This is a genomic window from Mediterraneibacter massiliensis, assembly GCF_001487105.1.
Taxonomy (GTDB): Bacteria; Bacillota; Clostridia; order Lachnospirales; family Lachnospiraceae; genus Mediterraneibacter; species Mediterraneibacter massiliensis.
Genome location: NZ_LN913001.1, coordinates 1,878,786 through 1,897,559, shown reverse-complemented (window position 1 = coordinate 1,897,559; position 18,774 = coordinate 1,878,786). Strand labels below are relative to the sequence as shown.

20 protein-coding genes and 1 tRNA gene are annotated in these 18,774 nt (G+C 42.4%); 16 read left to right on the top strand and 5 right to left on the bottom strand.

Features of this window, described 5'->3' with window-relative positions; genetic code table 11:
• Position 1: 1 nt before the first annotated feature.
• From BN3282_RS13250 to BN3282_RS13210, 10 genes are all read left to right on the top strand, one after another.
• Positions 2–712, top strand: coding sequence for a dihydroorotate dehydrogenase electron transfer subunit (locus BN3282_RS13250; protein WP_059069868.1), 711 nt, complete (start codon positions 2–4; stop codon positions 710–712).
• A complete protein-coding gene (locus BN3282_RS13245; protein ID WP_059069866.1) occupies positions 713–1,615 on the top strand; it encodes a dihydroorotate dehydrogenase in 903 nt (300 codons plus the stop codon).
• Between the two features lie 142 nt (positions 1,616–1,757).
• Positions 1,758–2,939: an aminotransferase class I/II-fold pyridoxal phosphate-dependent enzyme gene (locus tag BN3282_RS13240; RefSeq protein ID WP_059069864.1), complete on the top strand. Its 1,182-nt coding sequence runs from the start codon at positions 1,758–1,760 to the stop codon at positions 2,937–2,939.
• A 150-nt stretch (positions 2,940–3,089) separates the two neighbouring features.
• The gene (nrdD, locus tag BN3282_RS13235; RefSeq protein ID WP_059069862.1) at positions 3,090–5,210 is read left to right on the top strand and encodes an anaerobic ribonucleoside-triphosphate reductase; all 2,121 of its coding nucleotides are present in this window, start codon (positions 3,090–3,092) and stop codon (positions 5,208–5,210) included.
• A 1-nt stretch (position 5,211) separates the two neighbouring features.
• Positions 5,212–5,703, top strand: a complete 492-nt coding sequence (nrdG, locus tag BN3282_RS13230; protein ID WP_059069860.1) for an anaerobic ribonucleoside-triphosphate reductase activating protein — start codon at positions 5,212–5,214, stop codon at positions 5,701–5,703.
• 18 nt (positions 5,704–5,721) lie between these two features.
• Positions 5,722–6,237, top strand: coding sequence for a dCTP deaminase/dUTPase family protein (locus BN3282_RS13225; RefSeq protein WP_059069858.1), 516 nt, complete (start codon positions 5,722–5,724; stop codon positions 6,235–6,237).
• Between the two features lie 134 nt (positions 6,238–6,371).
• Positions 6,372–7,040 (top strand): transglycosylase domain-containing protein, encoded by a 669-nt coding sequence (locus BN3282_RS13220; protein ID WP_059069856.1) that lies wholly within the window; start codon positions 6,372–6,374, stop codon positions 7,038–7,040.
• A gap of 86 nt (positions 7,041–7,126) precedes the next feature.
• The gene (locus tag BN3282_RS13215) at positions 7,127–8,494 is read left to right on the top strand and encodes a spore germination protein (protein ID WP_059069855.1); all 1,368 of its coding nucleotides are present in this window, start codon (positions 7,127–7,129) and stop codon (positions 8,492–8,494) included.
• An 83-nt stretch (positions 8,495–8,577) separates the two neighbouring features.
• Entirely contained in the window at positions 8,578–8,745 is a 168-nt protein-coding gene (locus tag BN3282_RS15140) for a hypothetical protein (RefSeq protein ID WP_162858250.1), read from the top strand.
• A gap of 19 nt (positions 8,746–8,764) precedes the next feature.
• Entirely contained in the window at positions 8,765–9,628 is an 864-nt protein-coding gene (locus BN3282_RS13210; protein WP_059069852.1) for a DegV family protein, read from the top strand.
• A gap of 90 nt (positions 9,629–9,718) precedes the next feature.
• Here BN3282_RS13210 and BN3282_RS13205 read toward each other — a convergent pair whose 3' ends face one another.
• Entirely contained in the window at positions 9,719–11,074 is a 1,356-nt protein-coding gene (locus BN3282_RS13205; protein WP_059069850.1) for a sodium-dependent transporter, read from the bottom strand.
• Positions 11,075–11,177: 103 nt separating this feature from the next.
• Complete coding sequence (locus BN3282_RS13200) at positions 11,178–12,506, bottom strand: sodium-dependent transporter (RefSeq protein WP_059069848.1); 1,329 nt, start codon at positions 12,504–12,506, stop codon at positions 11,178–11,180.
• A 474-nt stretch (positions 12,507–12,980) separates the two neighbouring features.
• On the opposite strand from BN3282_RS13200, the gene infC reads away from it, so the two are divergent.
• The 5 genes from infC to BN3282_RS13175 all read left to right on the top strand — a co-directional run bounded on the left by infC (position 12,981) and on the right by BN3282_RS13175 (position 16,754).
• Entirely contained in the window at positions 12,981–13,475 is a 495-nt protein-coding gene (gene infC / locus BN3282_RS13195; protein WP_059069846.1) for a translation initiation factor IF-3, read from the top strand.
• A 56-nt stretch (positions 13,476–13,531) separates the two neighbouring features.
• Positions 13,532–13,729, top strand: coding sequence for a 50S ribosomal protein L35 (gene rpmI, locus BN3282_RS13190; protein ID WP_059070503.1), 198 nt, complete (start codon positions 13,532–13,534; stop codon positions 13,727–13,729).
• A gap of 30 nt (positions 13,730–13,759) precedes the next feature.
• Positions 13,760–14,116, top strand: a complete 357-nt coding sequence (gene rplT / locus BN3282_RS13185) for a 50S ribosomal protein L20 (protein WP_059069844.1) — start codon at positions 13,760–13,762, stop codon at positions 14,114–14,116.
• A 232-nt stretch (positions 14,117–14,348) separates the two neighbouring features.
• A complete protein-coding gene (locus BN3282_RS13180) occupies positions 14,349–14,894 on the top strand; it encodes a nitroreductase family protein (protein WP_059070501.1) in 546 nt (181 codons plus the stop codon).
• A gap of 474 nt (positions 14,895–15,368) precedes the next feature.
• Positions 15,369–16,754 (top strand): TrpB-like pyridoxal phosphate-dependent enzyme, encoded by a 1,386-nt coding sequence (locus BN3282_RS13175; protein ID WP_059069842.1) that lies wholly within the window; start codon positions 15,369–15,371, stop codon positions 16,752–16,754.
• Positions 16,755–16,959: 205 nt separating this feature from the next.
• Here the strand turns inward: BN3282_RS13175 and BN3282_RS13170 are convergent.
• The 3 genes from BN3282_RS13170 to BN3282_RS13160 form a co-directional block, all read right to left on the bottom strand.
• Positions 16,960–17,044, bottom strand: a tRNA-Leu gene (locus BN3282_RS13170).
• A 224-nt stretch (positions 17,045–17,268) separates the two neighbouring features.
• Positions 17,269–17,868, bottom strand: coding sequence for a sugar O-acetyltransferase (locus BN3282_RS13165; RefSeq protein ID WP_205408550.1), 600 nt, complete (start codon positions 17,866–17,868; stop codon positions 17,269–17,271).
• Positions 17,869–17,939: 71 nt separating this feature from the next.
• The gene (locus tag BN3282_RS13160) at positions 17,940–18,203 is read right to left on the bottom strand and encodes a helix-turn-helix domain-containing protein (protein WP_059069839.1); all 264 of its coding nucleotides are present in this window, start codon (positions 18,201–18,203) and stop codon (positions 17,940–17,942) included.
• 61 nt (positions 18,204–18,264) lie between these two features.
• Here BN3282_RS13160 and BN3282_RS13155 point away from each other — a divergent pair, with 61 nt between their 5' ends.
• Positions 18,265–18,693 (top strand): helix-turn-helix domain-containing protein, encoded by a 429-nt coding sequence (locus tag BN3282_RS13155; RefSeq protein WP_082667547.1) that lies wholly within the window; start codon positions 18,265–18,267, stop codon positions 18,691–18,693.
• Positions 18,694–18,774 lie beyond the last annotated feature (81 nt).

Sequence of the window (18,774 nt, the reverse complement as noted above, 5' to 3'; positions counted from 1 at the left end):
TATGGGAAAGATACTGGCAAATGAAAAACTGTCGGATGATTTTTATCTGATAGAAGTGGAGGAAAAGAATCAGGTAAAGGCCGGACAATTTTATATGCTGAGAGGATGGGAAGAATATCCGGTACTTTCAAGACCGATCAGTGTATTTGATGCAGATGGAGAAAAAGTATCCTTTTTGTATAAGAAAGTAGGAAAAGGAACAGAATTGATAAGCCGTCTGGAACCCGGAGAAATGCTTACGCTCAACGGACCTTATGGCAATGGATTTCCGGAAGATGTAAAGGGGAAAATCGCCATGGTAGGGGGCGGCGTCGGAATCGCGCCATTTTACTATACGGCAAAGAAATACAGAGAAGCAGGCACATGCAGCCAGATCGATATTTACCTGGGATTCAGCGGACAGCCGGTGTTAGAAACAGACTATCAGAATGTCGCAGATCATGTGACGATCGATGTGGGCGGCTTTATTACAGATTCTGTGGATCCTCTGAAATATGATGTGATTCTGACCTGCGGTCCGGAGATCATGATGAAAGTTTTATATGAAAAATGTGTGAAAGTGGGGGCAAGCGCTCCTCTGTATGTTTCTATGGAAAATCGTATGGCATGTGGGATCGGTATGTGCAAGGTCTGTACCTGTAAGACAAAAAGCGGAAATAAGACGGCCTGCAAAGACGGACCGGTATTTTTAGGAAGCGAGGTGTTTGCATAAATGAGTAGATTAAAGACAGAATTTGCAGGAATTGCTTTTAAAAATCCGGTGGTCCTTGCTTCCGGCACATGCGGATTCGGAAGAGAACTTGCGGAACAATTTGATATAGAGAAGTTGGGTGGATTATCGTCCAAGGGACTTATCGCGCATCCTCATGGGGGAAATGACGGTATCCGTATATGGGAAACACCCAGCGGCATCATGAATAGTGTAGGACTTGAAAATCCGGGGATAGAGGCGTTTATCGAAAAGGATCTGGATTGGGTCAATGAAAAAGACGTCGTTAATATCGTCAACATGGGAGGACACTTCAAAGAAGACTATTTTCGAGGGGCAGAGAGGCTAAATGATGTAGATCTGGATATTCTGGAGCTAAATATTTCTTGTCCAAACGTAAAAGAGGGCGGTATGAATTTTGGGGTCAAGACAGAAGCTGCCAGGGAACTGGTGCGGGAAGTGCGCAGGATCAGCAGACATAAACTGGTCGTAAAGTTGTCTCCGAATGCAGAGGATATTGTTTCTCTCGCCAAGATGTGTGAAGAGGAGGGGGTGGATGGTGTATCACTTGTCAATACATTCCTTGCGATGGCAGTGGACATAAAAAGAAAAAAAATGGTATTTAACAATGGATATGCTGGTCTGTCCGGCCCGGCTATCAAGCCGATCGCTCTGCGGATGGTGCACCAGGTGTGCAAGGCGGTAAAGATACCGGTCATGGGACTTGGTGGGATCACTACCTGGGAGGACGCGATTGAATTTATCATGGCAGGTGCGCAGGTGATACAGGTAGGCACTGCGACTTTCATGAAGCCAGATATTTCCCTGGATATTATCGAGGGCATGGAAAAATATATGGAAGAGAATCATCTGGATTCCTTGGATGAGATACGGGGGATTTTGTAGAACAGATTTGAAAACAACGAGGTTTGTATTCAAGTCTAAAATATGGTATGCTAAATAGGCGGCAGCAGTTTCTACTGTTTCCGCTTATTTTCATATTAAGAAAAATAGACGATAAAGGCAGGCAGCTGCAGAGGAGAAACAGATGAAAAAAATAGAGTTTTCAAATAAGATGAACCAGTTTGAGACAGGGATTTTTGCAGTGTTGAACGAGAAGAAAGAGGCACTGGAAAAGCAGGGGAGGAAGGTGTTTAATCTTTCAGTGGGAACGCCGGATTTTGCGCCGGCTCCCCATGTTATGGAAGCTATGAGAAAGGCCTGTGAAGATCCGCAGAATTATAAATATGCACTTTCAGATCTGCCGGAGCTTCTGAATGCAGTGCAGTACCGGTATAAGAAGCGTTTTGGTGTAGAACTTGAGAAAGAAGAAATCACATCCGTATATGGTACGCAGGAAGGTATGGCGCATATCGGGATGGTGCTCTGCAATCCGGGAGATATGATCCTTGTGCCGGATCCGGGATATCCTTTATTTGAGATGAGTGGGATCATGGCAGGCGCGAGAGTACAGACGTATCCGATTGAGGAAAAGAATGGGTATCTGCCCCAACTTTCTGAAATACCGGAAGATGTGCTGGAACAGGCGAAATATATGATCGTATCCTATCCGCTCAACCCGGTCTGTGTCTGTGCTCCGGATACATTTTACCCGGAACTGATCGCATTTGCAAAGAGGCATGATATTGTCATCCTTCACGATAATGCCTATTCTGATATTATCTTTTCCAGGGAAAAGGGCAGATCCTTCCTTTCTTTTGAGGGAGCTAAAGAGGTGGGGGCAGAATTTTATTCCCTGTCTAAGTCTTACAATCTGACTGGTGCGCGGATTTCCTTTCTAGTGGGGAATAAAGAAATAGTCCAGAAACTGAAGATTTTTCGTTCGCAGATCGATTATGGCATTTTCCTCCCGGTACAATATGCTGCCATAGCGGCTCTTACAGGACCAGACACCTATATTGAAGAACAGAGACAAAAGTATAAAGAACGGAACCAGATATTGTGCGGAGGGCTGCGCAGTATTGGATGGGATGTGCCGGACAGCCAGGGAACGATGTTTGTGTGGGCGAAGATTCCCGAAAATTACGAGACGTCGGTTTCGTTTTGTATGGATCTGATGGAAAAAACAGGAGTGATCGTAACACCGGGAAGCGCATTTGGAAAAGGTGGGGAAAGATATGTCCGCATGGCGTTGGTGGTGGATATACCGGTGATACAGGAAATGATTGGAGTATTGGATGCGTCCGGAATATTTTTAGACAAAAAATAGGGAGAGGGGAAGAAAGAATTTTGTGTAACATTCCAAGTTGACTGGAAAAGGAAGGAATGATAGTATAGGTAGTACTGATACATCATATAGGGAAGAAAATGGGATAAAAACACAAAATATGGTAAAAATAGGCGAAAAGGAGCAGGCGGCATGATCAAGGTTATTAAAAAAGACGGAACGAAGGAAGATTTTAATGTGCAGAAAGTTGTGGTGGCTGTCAATAAATCTGCATACCGCGCTTTGATTAAATTTAAAGAGGAAGAATTGGATTATATCTGCAAATTTGTCGAAGAGAAAGTGAAAGATCTGCAGATTACAGAGATTCCGATTGCAGAAATGCATAATGTGGTGGAGGGCGCTCTTGAGAAGGTAAACCCGGTGGTCGCAAAAAGTTATAGAGATTACCGGAACTATAAACAAGATTTTGTCCAGATGTTGGACGAGGTATATAAAAAGAGCCAGTCTATTATGTATATTGGGGACAAAGAAAACAGCAATACAGACAGTGCGCTTGTTTCAACAAAACGGAGTCTGATCTTTAATGAGTTAAATAAGGAACTGTACAAAAAGTTTTTCCTAACGGTAGAGGAAATACAGGCAATCCGGGAGGGATATATTTATATCCATGATATGTCGGCAAGGCGAGACACGATGAACTGCTGTCTCTTTGATGTGAAAAACGTACTGAGCGGCGGTTTTGAGATGGGGAATTTGTGGTACAATGAACCGAAGACATTAGACACAGCGTTTGACGTGATCGGCGATATTGTTTTGAGCGCCGCAAGTCAGCAGTATGGTGGTTTTACGGTTCCAAGTGTAGACGAGATTCTAGAGCCATACGCAGAAAAATCACATAAACGTCTGCTTGCGAAATATAGAGCTTTAGGATTGTCTGAAGAAAAAGCACAGGAAGTTGCATGGACAGATCTGGAAAAGGAGATGGAGCAGGGGTTTCAAGGGTGGGAATATAAGTTTAACTCAGTATCTTCCAGCCGTGGAGACTATCCGTTCATTACAGTGACAGCCGGAACACGGACGAGCCGGTATGGAAAACTTGCGACGATCAAGATGCTGGAGGTGCGACGGAAAGGACAGGGAAGAGAAGGACACAAAAAGCCGGTATTATTCCCGAAGATTGTATTTTTATATGACGAAGAACTGCATGGACCGGGAAAGCCGCTGGAAGATGTCTTTGAGGCGGGGATTGAGTGCTCAAGAAAAACAATGTATCCGGACTGGTTAAGCCTGACAGGTGAAGGCTATGTGCCAAGTATGTATAAAAAATACGGAAAGATCATCAGCCCGATGGGATGCCGTGCATTTTTATCTCCTTGGTATGAGAGAGGGGGCATGGAGCCGGCTGACGAGCGGGATGTGCCGGTCTTCGTAGGGCGGTTTAATATCGGTGCGATCAGTCTGCACCTTCCCATGATCTATGCAAAATCTATGCAGGAAAGCAAGCCTTTTTATGAGGTGTTGGATTATTATCTGAACCTGATACGTAAACTACATCAGAGGACATACGATTATCTGGGAGAGATGAAGGCTTCTACAAACCCGCTTGCTTACTGTGAAGGAGGGTTCTATGGCGGTAATCTGGGACTGTATGACAAGATCAAGCCGCTTTTAAAGTCTGCTACTGCTTCTTTTGGTATTACAGCATTAAATGAACTGCAGCAGCTGTACAATAAAAAATCACTTGTGGAAGATGGGCAGTTTGCAGTAGATACGCTTCAGTATATCAATGATAAAATAGAAGAATTTAAAAAAGAGGATGGACATCTGTATGCAATTTACGGAACACCGGCGGAGAATCTGTGCGGTGTACAGATACAGCAGTTCCGTAAGAAGTACGGGATCATAGAAAATGTTTCTGACAGAGAATATGTAAGCAATAGTTTTCACTGCCACGTAACAGAAGACATAACACCGATCGAAAAGCAAGATTTGGAAGGTCGTTTCTGGAATCTGAGCAACGGCGGGAAGATCCAGTATGTAAAATATCCGATCAGTTACAATGCAGAAGCAGTAAAATCCCTTGTCAGAAGGGCAATGGCAAAGGGATATTATGAAGGCGTAAATCTGTCTTTGTCCTACTGTGATGACTGTGGACATGAAGAACTGGATATGGACGTGTGCCCGCAGTGCGGCAGCAAAAATTTAACAAAAATCGACAGAATGAATGGGTATCTCTCTTATTCCAGAGTGAAAGGGGATACGCGGCTTAATGACGCTAAAATGGCAGAAATAGCGGAAAGGAAAAGTATGTAAAATGCGGTATCACAATATTACAAAAGACGATATGCTAAATGGAGATGGACTGCGGGTGGTATTGTGGGTGGCAGGATGTTCGCACGGATGCCCCGGCTGCCATAATCCGGTGACATGGGATATACACGGTGGTCTGCCCTTTGATAAGGCGGCAGAAGAAGAATTGGAAGAACAGCTCGATAAAGATTACATAAGCGGTATTACGTACAGCGGAGGCGATCCTCTTCATGCGGCAAACAGAGTGGAAATGACCGCGCTGGCGAAATGGCTCAGGGAAAAATTTCCTGATAAGAGCCAGTGGCTGTATACAGGGTATTGCTGGGAAGAAATCCAGGATGAGGAGATACTGGCATATATAGATGTGGTGGTTGACGGAAGATTTGAAGAAGCCTTAAAAGATACGCAGCTGCACTGGAAAGGTAGTTCTAATCAGAGAGTGATCGATGTGAGAAGAAGTCTGGAAGAAGACAAGATCATTCTGCACAATTCATAACACGGGAAGGGAAGATAAATGAAAAGAATTGCAAAATTTCACAAGGTGAGTTTTGAACAGTTTAAAAAGGACTGGATGGATACATTTGGACAAGGAGAAGCAGAAAAAACAGAAGAGATCTACCAGCAGATAAAGCTTCCAAGGAGAGCGACAGCGGGAAGCGCCGGTTATGATTTCTTTGCGCCGGTATCTTTTAGGCTCTCTCCGGGTGAGACAGTGAAGATTCCTACAGGTATCCGCGTGGAGATGGAACCGGAATGGGTGCTGAAGTGTTATCCGAGAAGCGGTCTGGGATTTAAATATCGCCTGCAGTTGAATAATACAGTCGGGATCATTGACAGTGATTATTTTTATTCAGATAATGAAGGGCATATGTTTGCCAAGATCACGAATGATTCTAAAGAAGAAAAGACAGTGGAGATTGCCGCAGGAGAAGGGTTCATGCAGGGGATTTTTGTGGAATATGGGATCACGGTGGACGACCAAGTTACTGCTGTGCGCAACGGCGGATTTGGCAGTACTTCAAAAAGATAATCTTACAAAAATGTAAGTAAAATTAAAAAAACTGTAAGAAAATATTATGGAAGAATACAGTTGTTTTCGGTATACTGTACCTGTAACTTAACAGAAACGGATAAAAGAGTACGAAAGAAAAGGTGACAGGCAGTATGAAGATCGTGAAACGACTGTGTTCTTTTATTTTATTATGCGGACTTGTCATTGTTGGCTATCTTACATGGCAGGGATATGAAGGATACCGAGGAGCGTTAGAAGTCAAAAGTGTAGAAGAAATGGCGCGCGAAATAGAGGCGAAGGAGAATTATACGACATTGGATGAAATGCCGGAGGCTTATAAGCAGGCTGTGCTTGCTGTAGAAGATAAACGATTTTATAGGCATTCGGGCATGGATCCAATCGCAGTAGGAAGAGCCATATTTCATGATATACAGGCAGGCGCTTATGTCGAGGGAGGCAGCACGATCACCCAACAGCTTGCTAAGAATCAATTTTTCACACAAGATAAAAAGCTGGTGCGCAAGGTTTCAGAGCTATTTATGGCATTTCGTATCGAGAGGACGCTCGACAAGGATAAGATCTTAGAATTGTATCTTAATTCAATTTATTTTGGAAATGGATATTATTGTGTAATGGATGCAAGTTTGGGGTACTTTGGAAAATACCCTTGGGAGATGGATTTTGATGAAAGCACCCTGCTTGCGGGCATTCCGAATGCGCCTAACGACTATAATCCATTGACCAATCCGGAACTTGCCAGACAGAGGCAGGAGCAGGTTCTGGATAAAATGAAGAAAGCAGGCTTTATAGAAGAAAACTAAAATCTGTATAATACAGGAAAAAGTGGGGAATCTAACCATAGAGAAATAAGGCGTGGGCATAGTATGCTCAGAAAGGAAGCGATTCTATGGTGAAGAAGATCACAAAAACAATCAGCAGTTCATTTGAAGAGAATATTGATTTTATGGACCGGGTTCTGCCAGTGGAAGAAAGTTTTGATATCATTCGGAGAAATATGGATATCGGGGGCAGAAGCGCGGTCTTTTATTTTATCGACGGTTTTGTAAAAGATGAGACGATGCTAAAGCTTATGACATCATTTATCGCTCTGACCGAAAAGACAATGCCGGCAGATGCCAGTGCTTTTTGCAAAAAATGCGTGCCTTATGTGGAGGTGGATGTGTTGGGAGATTTTGACAAGGTGATTAGAAATCTCCTGTCAGGGACGGCAGTCTTGTTTATAGAAGGGTATGAGGCATGTGTCTGCATAGACTGCCGGACATATCCGGCACGGAATGTGGATGAACCGGATAAAGATAAATCTATGAGAGGATCCAGAGATGGTTTTGTGGAAACTTTGGTATTTAACACTGCGCTAATGAGAAGGCGGATACGGGATCCTCATCTGGTAATGGAGATGACAGAGGCAGGGCAGGTGTCCAGAACGGATATTGCGGTCTGTTATATGCAGGACAGAGTAGATAAGGAATTGCTCTGCAATGTGAAAACGCGGATCGAGGAATTAAACATACAAGATTTAAGAATGAATCAGCAGAGCCTTGCAGAAGCACTATTTAAGAGGAAGTGGTTCAATCCTTTTCCTAAATTTAAATATACGGAGAGACCGGATACAGCGGCGGCATGCCTGTTGGAAGGAAAAGTCGTGATCCTGGTGGATAATTCTCCGTCGGCGATGATACTGCCAACATCTATTTTGGATATGATCGAGGAAGCCAACGATTATTATTTTCCGACACTGACAGGAATCTACTTAAAAGTGACTCGAACTCTCATTACTATCGCGACGGTTTTTCTGACCCCATTATTTTTACTATTTATGCAGAATTTAGACTGGCTGCCCGAGATATTCTCTTTCATTGCGGTTAGGGATGTAGTGAATATTCCGCTGATCTTCCAGCTCCTGATCCTGGAATTGTCTATAGACGGCTTAAGGCTTGCGGCAATGAATACGCCGAGTATGTTAAGTACTCCACTAAGTGTTATCGCAGGTATTGTGATGGGAGAATTTTCTGTGCAGTCGGGTTGGTTCAACAGCGAAGTGATGCTTTACATGGCATTTGTGGCGGTGGCAAACTATACGCAGCCTAATTTTGAACTGGGGTATGCTCTTAAGTTTATGCGCCTTATGTTGTTGATTTTAACAGGATGTTTTAATTGGGTTGGATTTGCGATAGGCTGCATTTTGGTCTTATGCTTCCTTGTTTTTAATAAGACGCTGTCAGGAAGAAATTATCTGAATGTGAAACAAAACTAACGGCGGCTTCTTTTTATTTACTATACTATCATAAAAAATATACCTGCTCTTTGAAAATTTTTACATTGGCAAAGAGCAGGAAAATGAAAAAAGAAAAACTTGTGGAGATCATGGGGAGTTGCAGGATAGGAGCGATAGTGGATTTTATTTTAGGCACGGCAACGGTGATACTCTTTATCATTACGGTAAAAAAAATTTTGCGAAATACCGGGAAAAATGATATGATAAATAAATCAGATACAAATATATAGGCCATGGAGGAATACAAGAATGAGAGATTATGTGATAACAGTAAACAGTACCGTCGATCTACCAAAAGAATGGCTGGAAGAAAGGAATGTTCCTGTCATTCCTTTGAGATATACAATAGACGGAGAAACTTATACAGATATGTATGGACTGTCAAGTAAGGAATTTTTTGCCAAGATCAGGGAAGGAAAGATGTCTGTTACGTCTCAAGTCAATCCGGACGAGGCGGTAGCAGCGCTGGAACCATTTTTGAAAGAAGGAAAAGACGTGCTGCATCTAGGATTCTCATCCGGGCTTAGCGGCACATACAACAGTATGCGTATTGCAGGGGAAGAACTTTCAGAAAAATATCCGGCTTCAAAGATCATAGTGATCGATACGCTGTGTGCTTGTCTGGGAGAGGGGCTCCTCTTATACCATGCGTTGAAATTAAAAAATAAAGGAAAGAGCATGGAAGAGGTTGCGCAATGGGTAGAAGAAAATAAACTACATGTCTGCCATAATGTGACGGTAGATGATCTACATCATCTTCACAGAGGCGGGAGGGTTTCAAAAACAACAGCTATTGTGGGAACCATGATCCAGATAAAACCGATCATACATATGAATGATGAGGGAAAACTGCAGGTGATCGGAAAAGAGAGAGGGAGAAAGCGTTCACTGAACAAGATCGTAGATATGGCAATAGAGCAGTCTAAGGGATGGGATAACGATATGGTCATGATCACCCATGGAGACTGTATTGAAGAAGCGGAGTATGTTGCGGGTTTGGTGCGTGAAAAGATGGGGGTAGACCAGATTTTGATCAATAATATCGGAACAGTCATTGGAAGTCATACCGGTCCGGGAGTAGTGGCTGTATTTTGTTTGGGAAATAAACGATAAAAAATAAGAGAAAACCGTATTTTGATTGAAAATATGGAACATAAAAAGGTCCGCTCCATCAGATTAGGAGCGGACCTTTTGTGTGATCGACTATAATGTAATGATTCCGAATGCACTCATGACAGAGCTTAAAAGGATCGCAATAAGGCAAATAGGTGCAATCCATTTTATCATAATAGTAAAGAGTGTCTTGCTTTTGAATTTGGCACCTTCTGCACAGGCTTCATCCAAGATTGTCTTTGGTTTGATGAAGAAGCCCACAAAGATACAGGTGATAAGAGCTACGATCGGCATAAGCACGCTGTTGCTCATGAAATCCCATGCATCCAGGATGGACATGCCAAGCGGCTTGATGAAATCCCAAACGCCAAAACCAAGAGAGGATGGAATTCCCATCAATATTACATATACAAAAACGATGATACAAGTCATCTTGCGTCCCCATTTGAACTTATCCATCAAGATAGAGACGATTGTCTCCATCAGTGAAATAGAAGAAGTCAATGCCGCAAAGAAAACAAGCAGGAAGAAAATGGCGCCAAGAATATCTCCGATCGGCATACTGTTAAATACTTTCGGCAGAGTGATGAACATAAGAGAGGGACCTGCTTTTAAGTTTTCTAAATTTCCTTCTGAAAAAATGAAAACAGAAGGCACGATCATCAGACCGGCAAAAAATGCAAAACCTGTATCGAAAAATTCAATCTGTTTGACAGAGGTTTCCAGGTTTGTTTCTTTTTTCATATAGGAACCATAGGTGATCATAATCCCCATTGCCAACGACATGGAGTAGAAAAGCTGTCCCATGGCTGCCAGTAAAGTCTTGATAGAAAAGTCCGACATATGAGGGAGCAGATAATATTTCAGTCCGTCTACAGCGCCATCCTGCATAAGTACGTAGACACATATTCCCAGTGTCAATACAACCAGTATGGGCATTAAAAATTTGCTGACATTTTCAATCCCTTTTTCTACGCCGAAGATGACAACCACCGCGGTAAATATAACAAAGAGAAGGAACCAAAAGATCGGTTCAGAGAGTCCACTGACAAATCCGGTGAAATAAGTATCCTGTGCAGCCGCAGCTGTATGCCCTGTAAGAGAGGTGGCAAAATATTTGATGACCCATCCTCCGATAACGGAATAATAGGGAAGAATGATAATAGGAACGATCGCTGCGAGCACACCAAGAAAACCAAAGCGTTTATCTAAAGATTTAAACGCCCCAATCGCACTTAAACGGGTCTTCCGTCCCAGAGCAATCTCCGCAGTCATTAATGTAAAACCAAAGGTAACAGACAATATGAGATAGCAGATGAGAAATGTCCCGCCACCATATTGTGCCGCAAGATAGGGAAAACGCCACAGGTTTCCCAGACCAACCGCTGAACCGGCAGCCGCTAAGACAAAGCCGACTTTTCCGGTAAAATTACTTCTGTCTTTCATAAAAATCCTCCTCAACCTCATTTGTAACCATAATAGCGATATTATGACATAAATAGCAGAAAAAAACAAGAGAAATTAGTGAATTTTCTAAATTTTTATTGGCCTAGCCGATGCCGCCATAGAAAATGCCTAGTATGTATACGAGCACACAGACTCCACAGAATACATATTTTGTCATAGGTTCAAACCATTTGCCCAGTGTCTTATTTCTTCCGGTCTGGACGGCATTGCGGGCAAATCCTTTTTTGCAGACCCAGAACATAGTAAGCCCGGCAAGCAGGGCTCCCAGTGGGATGACATAGATAGATATAGTATCCATCCAAGGACTTAAAAGTGTGCCTTCTACGAAAATACCGATGCATATAGTGACGATGCCAACAGCCGCTATAGCAAAAATACGGGAACAGCCGAAATGTTTCTGCAGCGCCTCAACAGGACTTTCCAGCAGGTTCATCAGAGAAGTGATGCCTGCAAATAACACAGCAAGGAAAAAGATCACCGCAAATATCTGTCCAAAAGGAATGCTCTGGATTACAGACGGAATCGTGATAAATAAGAGTCCAGGGCCGGAATCGGGCTGCATCCCATAGGCGAAGACAGACGGAATGATGACAAGCCCGGCAAGGAGTGCTGCCAGTGTATCGAATAAAGCGACATATTTAGCGCTGCTGACGATATCGACGTCATATTTTAAATAACTCCCATAGACAACGGTACCGCTTCCTGCCAGAGAGAGGGAGAAAAATGCCTGTCCCATTGCATATACCCATGTTTTGGGATTTGCCATTGCGGACCAGTCCGGTTTGAACAAATACGCATAGCCTTCCTGCGCGCCGGGAAGAAAAGCGACTCTGACGGCAAGAAAGAGAAACAGAATGAAAAAGGCAGGCATCATTACCTTATTGACCTTTTCTATTCCTTTAGAAATGCCAAAAGACATACAGACGAGTACTAATACCAGTCCTAGTATATGCCAGGATATACTGCCGAAATTTTGCGACAATTCTGAAAAAACAAGGACAGGGTCTTTATTACTGACAATGCTTCCTGTGATGGAATCAAATAAGAATTTTAAGATCCAGCCGATGATAACACTGTATCCGATGGCGATGCCAAGAGAACCAATAACGGGGATCAGACCGATGAAAGTTCCGATCCGCGTATTACGCTGCTTGAAAGCCTTGCTGAATGCGCCCAGAGGTCCTGCCTGCATGGCACGTCCAAATGCCATTTCCCCGATAACGCCGGTAAAGCCGATGAGAAGGACAAAAAGGATATAGGGGATCAGAAAGGCCGCACCGCCAAATTCACCGATGCGGTATGGGAAAAGCCAGATATTGGCCATCCCCACAGAACTGCCGATACAGGCAACAATGAATCCCCATTTATTTTGAAACTTGTCGTTTGAATTGGTTTGGTGTATACTTTTCATGTTTGCTCTCTCTTTCATGTAAAATGGCGCCTTGCAGTTGCTTTGACAGATGGCAGTAAGAGGATACTTTGCCAAAACCATGTCAGCTGCATGATGAAATAGGCGCTGTCCACGTTATTGTATCATATTCGGATTGAAATTTATAGAAGATTGTGGTTAGTTACATAAAAAGTTACATAAACTTTATGTCAAGCAGAGAAAATTGTTGACAAGAGGCAGAGAATGTGCTATTTTAGATATTGCGTAAGGCAAAAAACAAAGTAGAGTATCCACTCTCACCATAGCACAAGGGCGTGACTATTGGTCTGATATTGAACAAAGTGTTTTCTGAAGTTTTCTACCGTTATGTATGAGGAGCAGGAAGATTCTTTTGTTGAGAGTCGGGTGGATATTGTGTTCACTCGTTTTTTTGTGTTTTCGCACAGAACCTGAAGGAAATTCATTTGACGGAGGTATACGACAATTAGCGATTTAATGATTAACGAGCAAATCAGAGACAAAGAGGTGCGTCTGATTAGTGAGGATGGGGAACAGTTAGGGATCATGTCATCCAGAGAAGCTATGAAGCTTGCAATGGAAGCTGAACTTGATTTGGTGAAAATTGCACCTACAGCCAAACCGCCGGTCTGCAAGATCATTGATTACGGCAAGTATAAATATGAGCAGACAAGGAAGGAAAAAGAGGCAAAGAAAAAACAGAAAACTGTTGAGATCAAGGAAGTGCGTCTGTCACCGAATATCGATACGAATGATCTGAATACAAAGGTGAATAATGCAAAGAAATTTATCATAAAAGGGAACAAGGTAAAGGTTACACTGCGTTTCCGTGGAAGAGAAATGGCGCATATGCAGCAGAGTAAACATATTCTGGATGATTTTGCCGGTCTGCTTTCAGAAGTAGCGGTTATCGAAAAGCCGGCAAAGCTTGAAGGAAGAAATATGAGCATGGTTTTAACTGAAAAACGTTAAGAGATTGTTCCGGAATGAATATCCGGCAGGGCATCACAATAAAGGAGGAGATCATTATGCCAAAAATTAAGACAAATAGAGCGGCAGCAAAACGTTTCACAAAGACAGGGACAGGAAAACTGAAAAGAAATAAAGCTTATAAAAGCCATATCTTAACAAAGAAGACTACAAAGAGAAAAAGGAATCTTAGACAGTCTGCAATTACAGATGCAACGAATGTAAAGAACATGAAGAAAGTGTTACCGTATCTGTAAGATTCGGTAGTTTAGAAGGAGGATTAAGAAATGGCAAGAATCAAAGGCGGAATGAACGCAAGGAAGAAACATAACAGAACATTGAAACTGGCAAAAGGATACAGAGGAGCCCGTTCCAAGCAGTATAGAGTTGCAAAGCAGTCAGTTATGAGAGCTCTCACATCTGCATATGCGGGAAGAAAGCAGCGCAAACGTCAGATGAGACAGCTTTGGATCGCGCGTATCAACGCAGCGGCAAGAATGAACGGCTTGTCTTACAGCAAATTTATGCACGGACTGAAACTTGCAGAGATTGACATCAACAGAAAAATGCTTGCAGAACTTGCAGTAAATGATAAAGAAGGTTTTGCGGCACTGACAGAGATCGCAAAAGAAAAGATTGCGTAATAAAAGATTAAAAAATACACCCTGTTACAATTTTGATTGGAACAGGGTGTATTTTTGTGGGAAAACATTTTTTATCCTGATAAAAATAAGGATTATATTTTTGTTCCAGCAGTTCTGTCGGATAGTCTGCACATTTGCCTGTCCGGTACTTGTGCCTTTGAAAAGGCTGTGCTATAGTCAGAATAGATGGAAAGGGAAAAGAAAAAAGGATCCCTTCCGGAAAGGAGACGGGATGGATTTTGAAGCATTGCAGCAGATACGTGAGAGTTGTCGTATCTACAGTGACAAAAAGGTAAAAAGAGAACTGCTGATACATCTGGTGGAGATTGCCAGATTATCTCCCAGCGCCTGCAACTCGCAGGCATGGCATTTTATTATTGTAGATGAAGAAGAAGCTCTTGAAAAGATGAGAGATGGTCTGGATGATCATGGACTCACAGGCTGCCCGTGGAAGGAAAACGTACCGGCATTTATTCTTCTGTGCGAGGAAAAGGCACATTTAAGAGAGGCGGTAGAGGAGAAATATGGCTCCCAGCATTTCGCGCAGATGGATATCGGGATGGCAGCGGTGACATTGTGTTATGGGGCAGCGGATATGGGACTTGGCACTTGTATGATCGGTGTTCTGAATCAACAGAAATTAAAGGAAGCATTTCACGTTCCGCCAGAGTGTACGGTACGTCTTGCGATTGCTGTCGGATATCCCCAAAAAGTAGGGAAACCCCGTGAAAAGAGACGAAAAGAGATGGAAAAAATCGTAGGATATAATCATTGGTGAGAAAAATGAATAGGAGAATCCCTTATGAAAATTTACCTATGAAAATTTAATCAAAAAAGAATATTGACAATTTCGTGTAATAGTGATAAAGTTTTTTTAAACCGTTGAAGAAGAGTAAGTACTTTTGCGATATTACCTTACAGAGAGCTGCAGATGGTGGGAATGCGGTAGGCAAAAGCAGAGAGGAATGGGCTTCGGAGGGTGAGCTGAACAAAAAGAAAGAGTAAGTAGGCGAACCGGAGAGAGTACTCCGTTATCAAAGGCAGCATATGTTGGTATGCATGAGTGGATGTAGTGTTGCATCAAGCCGGGTGGCACCGCAGGAGTTTTTAAGTAGATGAATAAACTCTTGTCCCTGCAATGTAAATGTTGTATGGGACAGGAGTTTTTTTGTTGGGAAAGGATGTTCCAAAAAGCTCATGTCCCGGAGATCATGCCGGTTAAAAATATCGGCAATAGGAAAGGAGAAGTAAAATGAGTGAGAAAAAAATTCCTTACAAGATTTATCTGGAAGAAAGTGAGATGCCAAAGGCATGGTATAATGTCCGGGCGGATATGAAAAATAAACCTGCGCCGCTTTTAAATCCGGAGACGTTAAAACCAATGACGGAAGAAGAATTGAGCGTCGTGTTTTGCCAGGAATTGGTAAAACAAGAATTAGATAATGAGAATCCATATATAGAAATCCCTAAAAAAATCAGAGATTTTTATAAAATGTACCGTCCAGCGCCGCTAGTGAGAGCGTACTGTCTGGAAGAAAAATTAGACACGCCAGCTAAGATCTATTATAAATTTGAAGGAAATAACACAAGTGGAAGTCATAAGTTGAATTCCGCGATCGCGCAGGCGTATTATGCAAAGGAACAAGGTTTGAAGGGCGTGACGACAGAGACTGGAGCAGGACAGTGGGGAACAGCATTGTCTATGGCATGCTCTTATCTGGATCTAGACTGTAAAGTATATATGGTAAAATGCTCCTATGAGCAGAAGCCGTTTCGACGGGAAGTGATGAGAACTTATGGGGCCGGCGTGACTCCGTCTCCTTCTGAGACAACAGAGGTGGGAAGAAAAATACTCGCAGCACATCCGGGAACAACGGGAAGTTTAGGATGCGCGATCTCTGAAGCGGTAGAGGTGGCGACACATACACCGGGATACCGGTATGTATTGGGCAGTGTATTAAACCAGGTATTGCTCCATCAGTCTATCATCGGTGTGGAGACAAAGACTGCCATGGATAAATATGGTATCAAACCAGATATCATCATCGGTTGTGCAGGGGGTGGTTCTAATCTGGGTGGACTGATCTCTCCGTTTATGGGCGAGAAATTAAGAGGAGAAGCTGATTATCATTTTATTGCTGTAGAACCATCTTCCTGTCCAAGCTTTACAAGGGGTGTGTACGCATATGATTTCTGTGATACAGGAATGGTCTGCCCGCTGGCGAAAATGTATACACTGGGCAGCGGATTTATTCCATCTGCGAATCATGCAGGAGGTTTGCGTTATCATGGTATGAGTTCGGTTCTGTCTCAGCTATATGAGGATGGTTATATGGAGGCACGTTCTGTGGAACAGACATCTGTATTTACTGCGGCAGAACAGTTCGCGAGAGTGGAAGGGATCCTTCCGGCTCCAGAGAGTAGTCATGCGATCAAAGTAGCAATTGATGAAGCTTTAAAATGTAAAGAGACAGGAGAAGAAAAGACAATCCTCTTTGGCCTGACAGGTACAGGATACTTTGACATGGTGGCATATGAGAAATTCCACAATGGCGAGATGCAGGATTATATACCGACTGACGCAGAACTGCAGGCGGGATTTGACGGTATACCAAAATTTCCGGGAAATATGGAATAGACAGTCCATGTGAACAAGAATAAATGTATCCCCATTTGGCATTCCGGATACATGCCTTGCAGATGGCGTGCTGCATATGATAAGGTATAAAAAGGCGTTGATTCATGTTTATGATTCAACGCCTTTTTAAGCAAAAGTATATGTATGTATAATTTGAAAATTAAAAAGCAGAAAACCTATGTAAGGTCTTCTGCTTTTTGCATACTGCGGAAGATGGGACTTGAACCCACACGAGCGCATTGCTCACAAGATCCTTAGTCTTGCTCGTCTGCCAGTTCCGACACTTCCGCATTTTGCGGCGCTTCTGTGATTCACACGCCACGAATAATATAATACTCGGTATCAGATTAAATGTCAACAATTTTTTTTGCTTTTTTTCATTTTCGTAAATTCTATGCTTTGTCCTGTGAAGCACATTCGCCTGGAAGGCATGTATTGTGGGATGCCCGAATGGGGAAAAAACTGAAGTATAGAATACTATAAGGAGACAATGCGATGGAAAAAGGCAGGAATATTAAAGGGATTTGAGGACTCGGGCGGGAACCCCTGCGACGAGGACATTATCTCCAAAAGATTTTGTGACAACAGTACCGGAAGCTACGACAACATTCCTGCCAAGAGTAACGCCCGGATTGATCACGCTGTGCCCTCCGATCCAACAGTTCTCCCCGATTTCAATCTTTTTTCCGTGTTCTTTTCCGGTCAGCCTTTCGGCAGGATCGAGAGGATGGTTGACTGTATAGATTCCAACTTGAGGACCTATTTTTACATGGTCATGGATCACAACTTTTCCTACGTCGGCAATGACACAGTTGTAATTGATGAACACATGGTTTCCTACATGAATATTTTTTCCATAGTCACACTGAAAGATGGATTTTATATTGACATCTTCCCCTATATCTCCCAGCAGCCTTTTGAGAAGAATATAGCGCTTTTGTTTTTGGCTGTTGTCAATTTGATTTAGATCAAAGATAAGATGATTGCAGAAAATCCGCATTTCTTTGAGTTCAGGAGAAGACGGAAAAATCCATTCACCAGACAGCATTTTTTCATATTCACTCATAAAAATCTCCACTCCGCCGCCAAGTTGCAGCATAAATAGTACTCTCATTTGATGCAATATGGTTCATAAATATATTATATCGGTGAAAGAAAAATAGTACAAGCAGAAGATAAGCATTTTTATGGAGATTCCGAATCCTGAAAAGGAGCAACTGCAGTGTCTGGCTTTTTTTGAAAAGGCCTGCGTCCTACAAGTTCATCTAAGGTCAGACCATAAATATCGGCTAATTGGATCAGAATAAAAATATTTGGAACACTGATGCCGCGTTCATATGCGGAGAGAGTCTGCCTTTGTATACTTAACTTTTTAGAAAGTTCTAACTGGTTTAGATTATGTTGCTTGCGAAGCATTTTTAATCTTTTTCCTAGTGTGTTAGATAACATATCACATCACCAGGAATATTGTACCATTGTAAGTATGAATAAGAATGAGCGTACATAAAATATGAGTATATGTAAAACCTATATTTGGATAGCACTGCGATCGGTATTCGGTACAATAATAGATAGAATATTAAAGGGTGTGAATACAGTGGACAATCGTGTAAAAGAACTCCGGAAAGAAAAAGGACTTAAACAGGAAGAATTAGCTGCTAAAATTAATGTTTCGCAGCAGACGATCAGCAGGATTGAGAACGGCGAGAATTCTCTGCCGGCAGATATTTTGATACAATTGTCAAATTATTTTCATGTTTCAATCGATTATATTTTGAAGGTATCGGATAAAAGACTGACGCAAGAGTATCAGATCGAGCTTTTGCATCTGACGGAAAATCATATGGATATTTGCAGAATGTATAATGCAGTGAGCAGCAGAAAACAGAGTTTGGTTTATGAGTTGCTAAAAGAAATGTATGAGGATGAAAAGGATTAAATAGGAGCGAGTACAAAAAATAGGTGCTCGGTTCTATTTTTTTTGCAGTTTTAATGATACTATTATATTACAGTCTGCAAA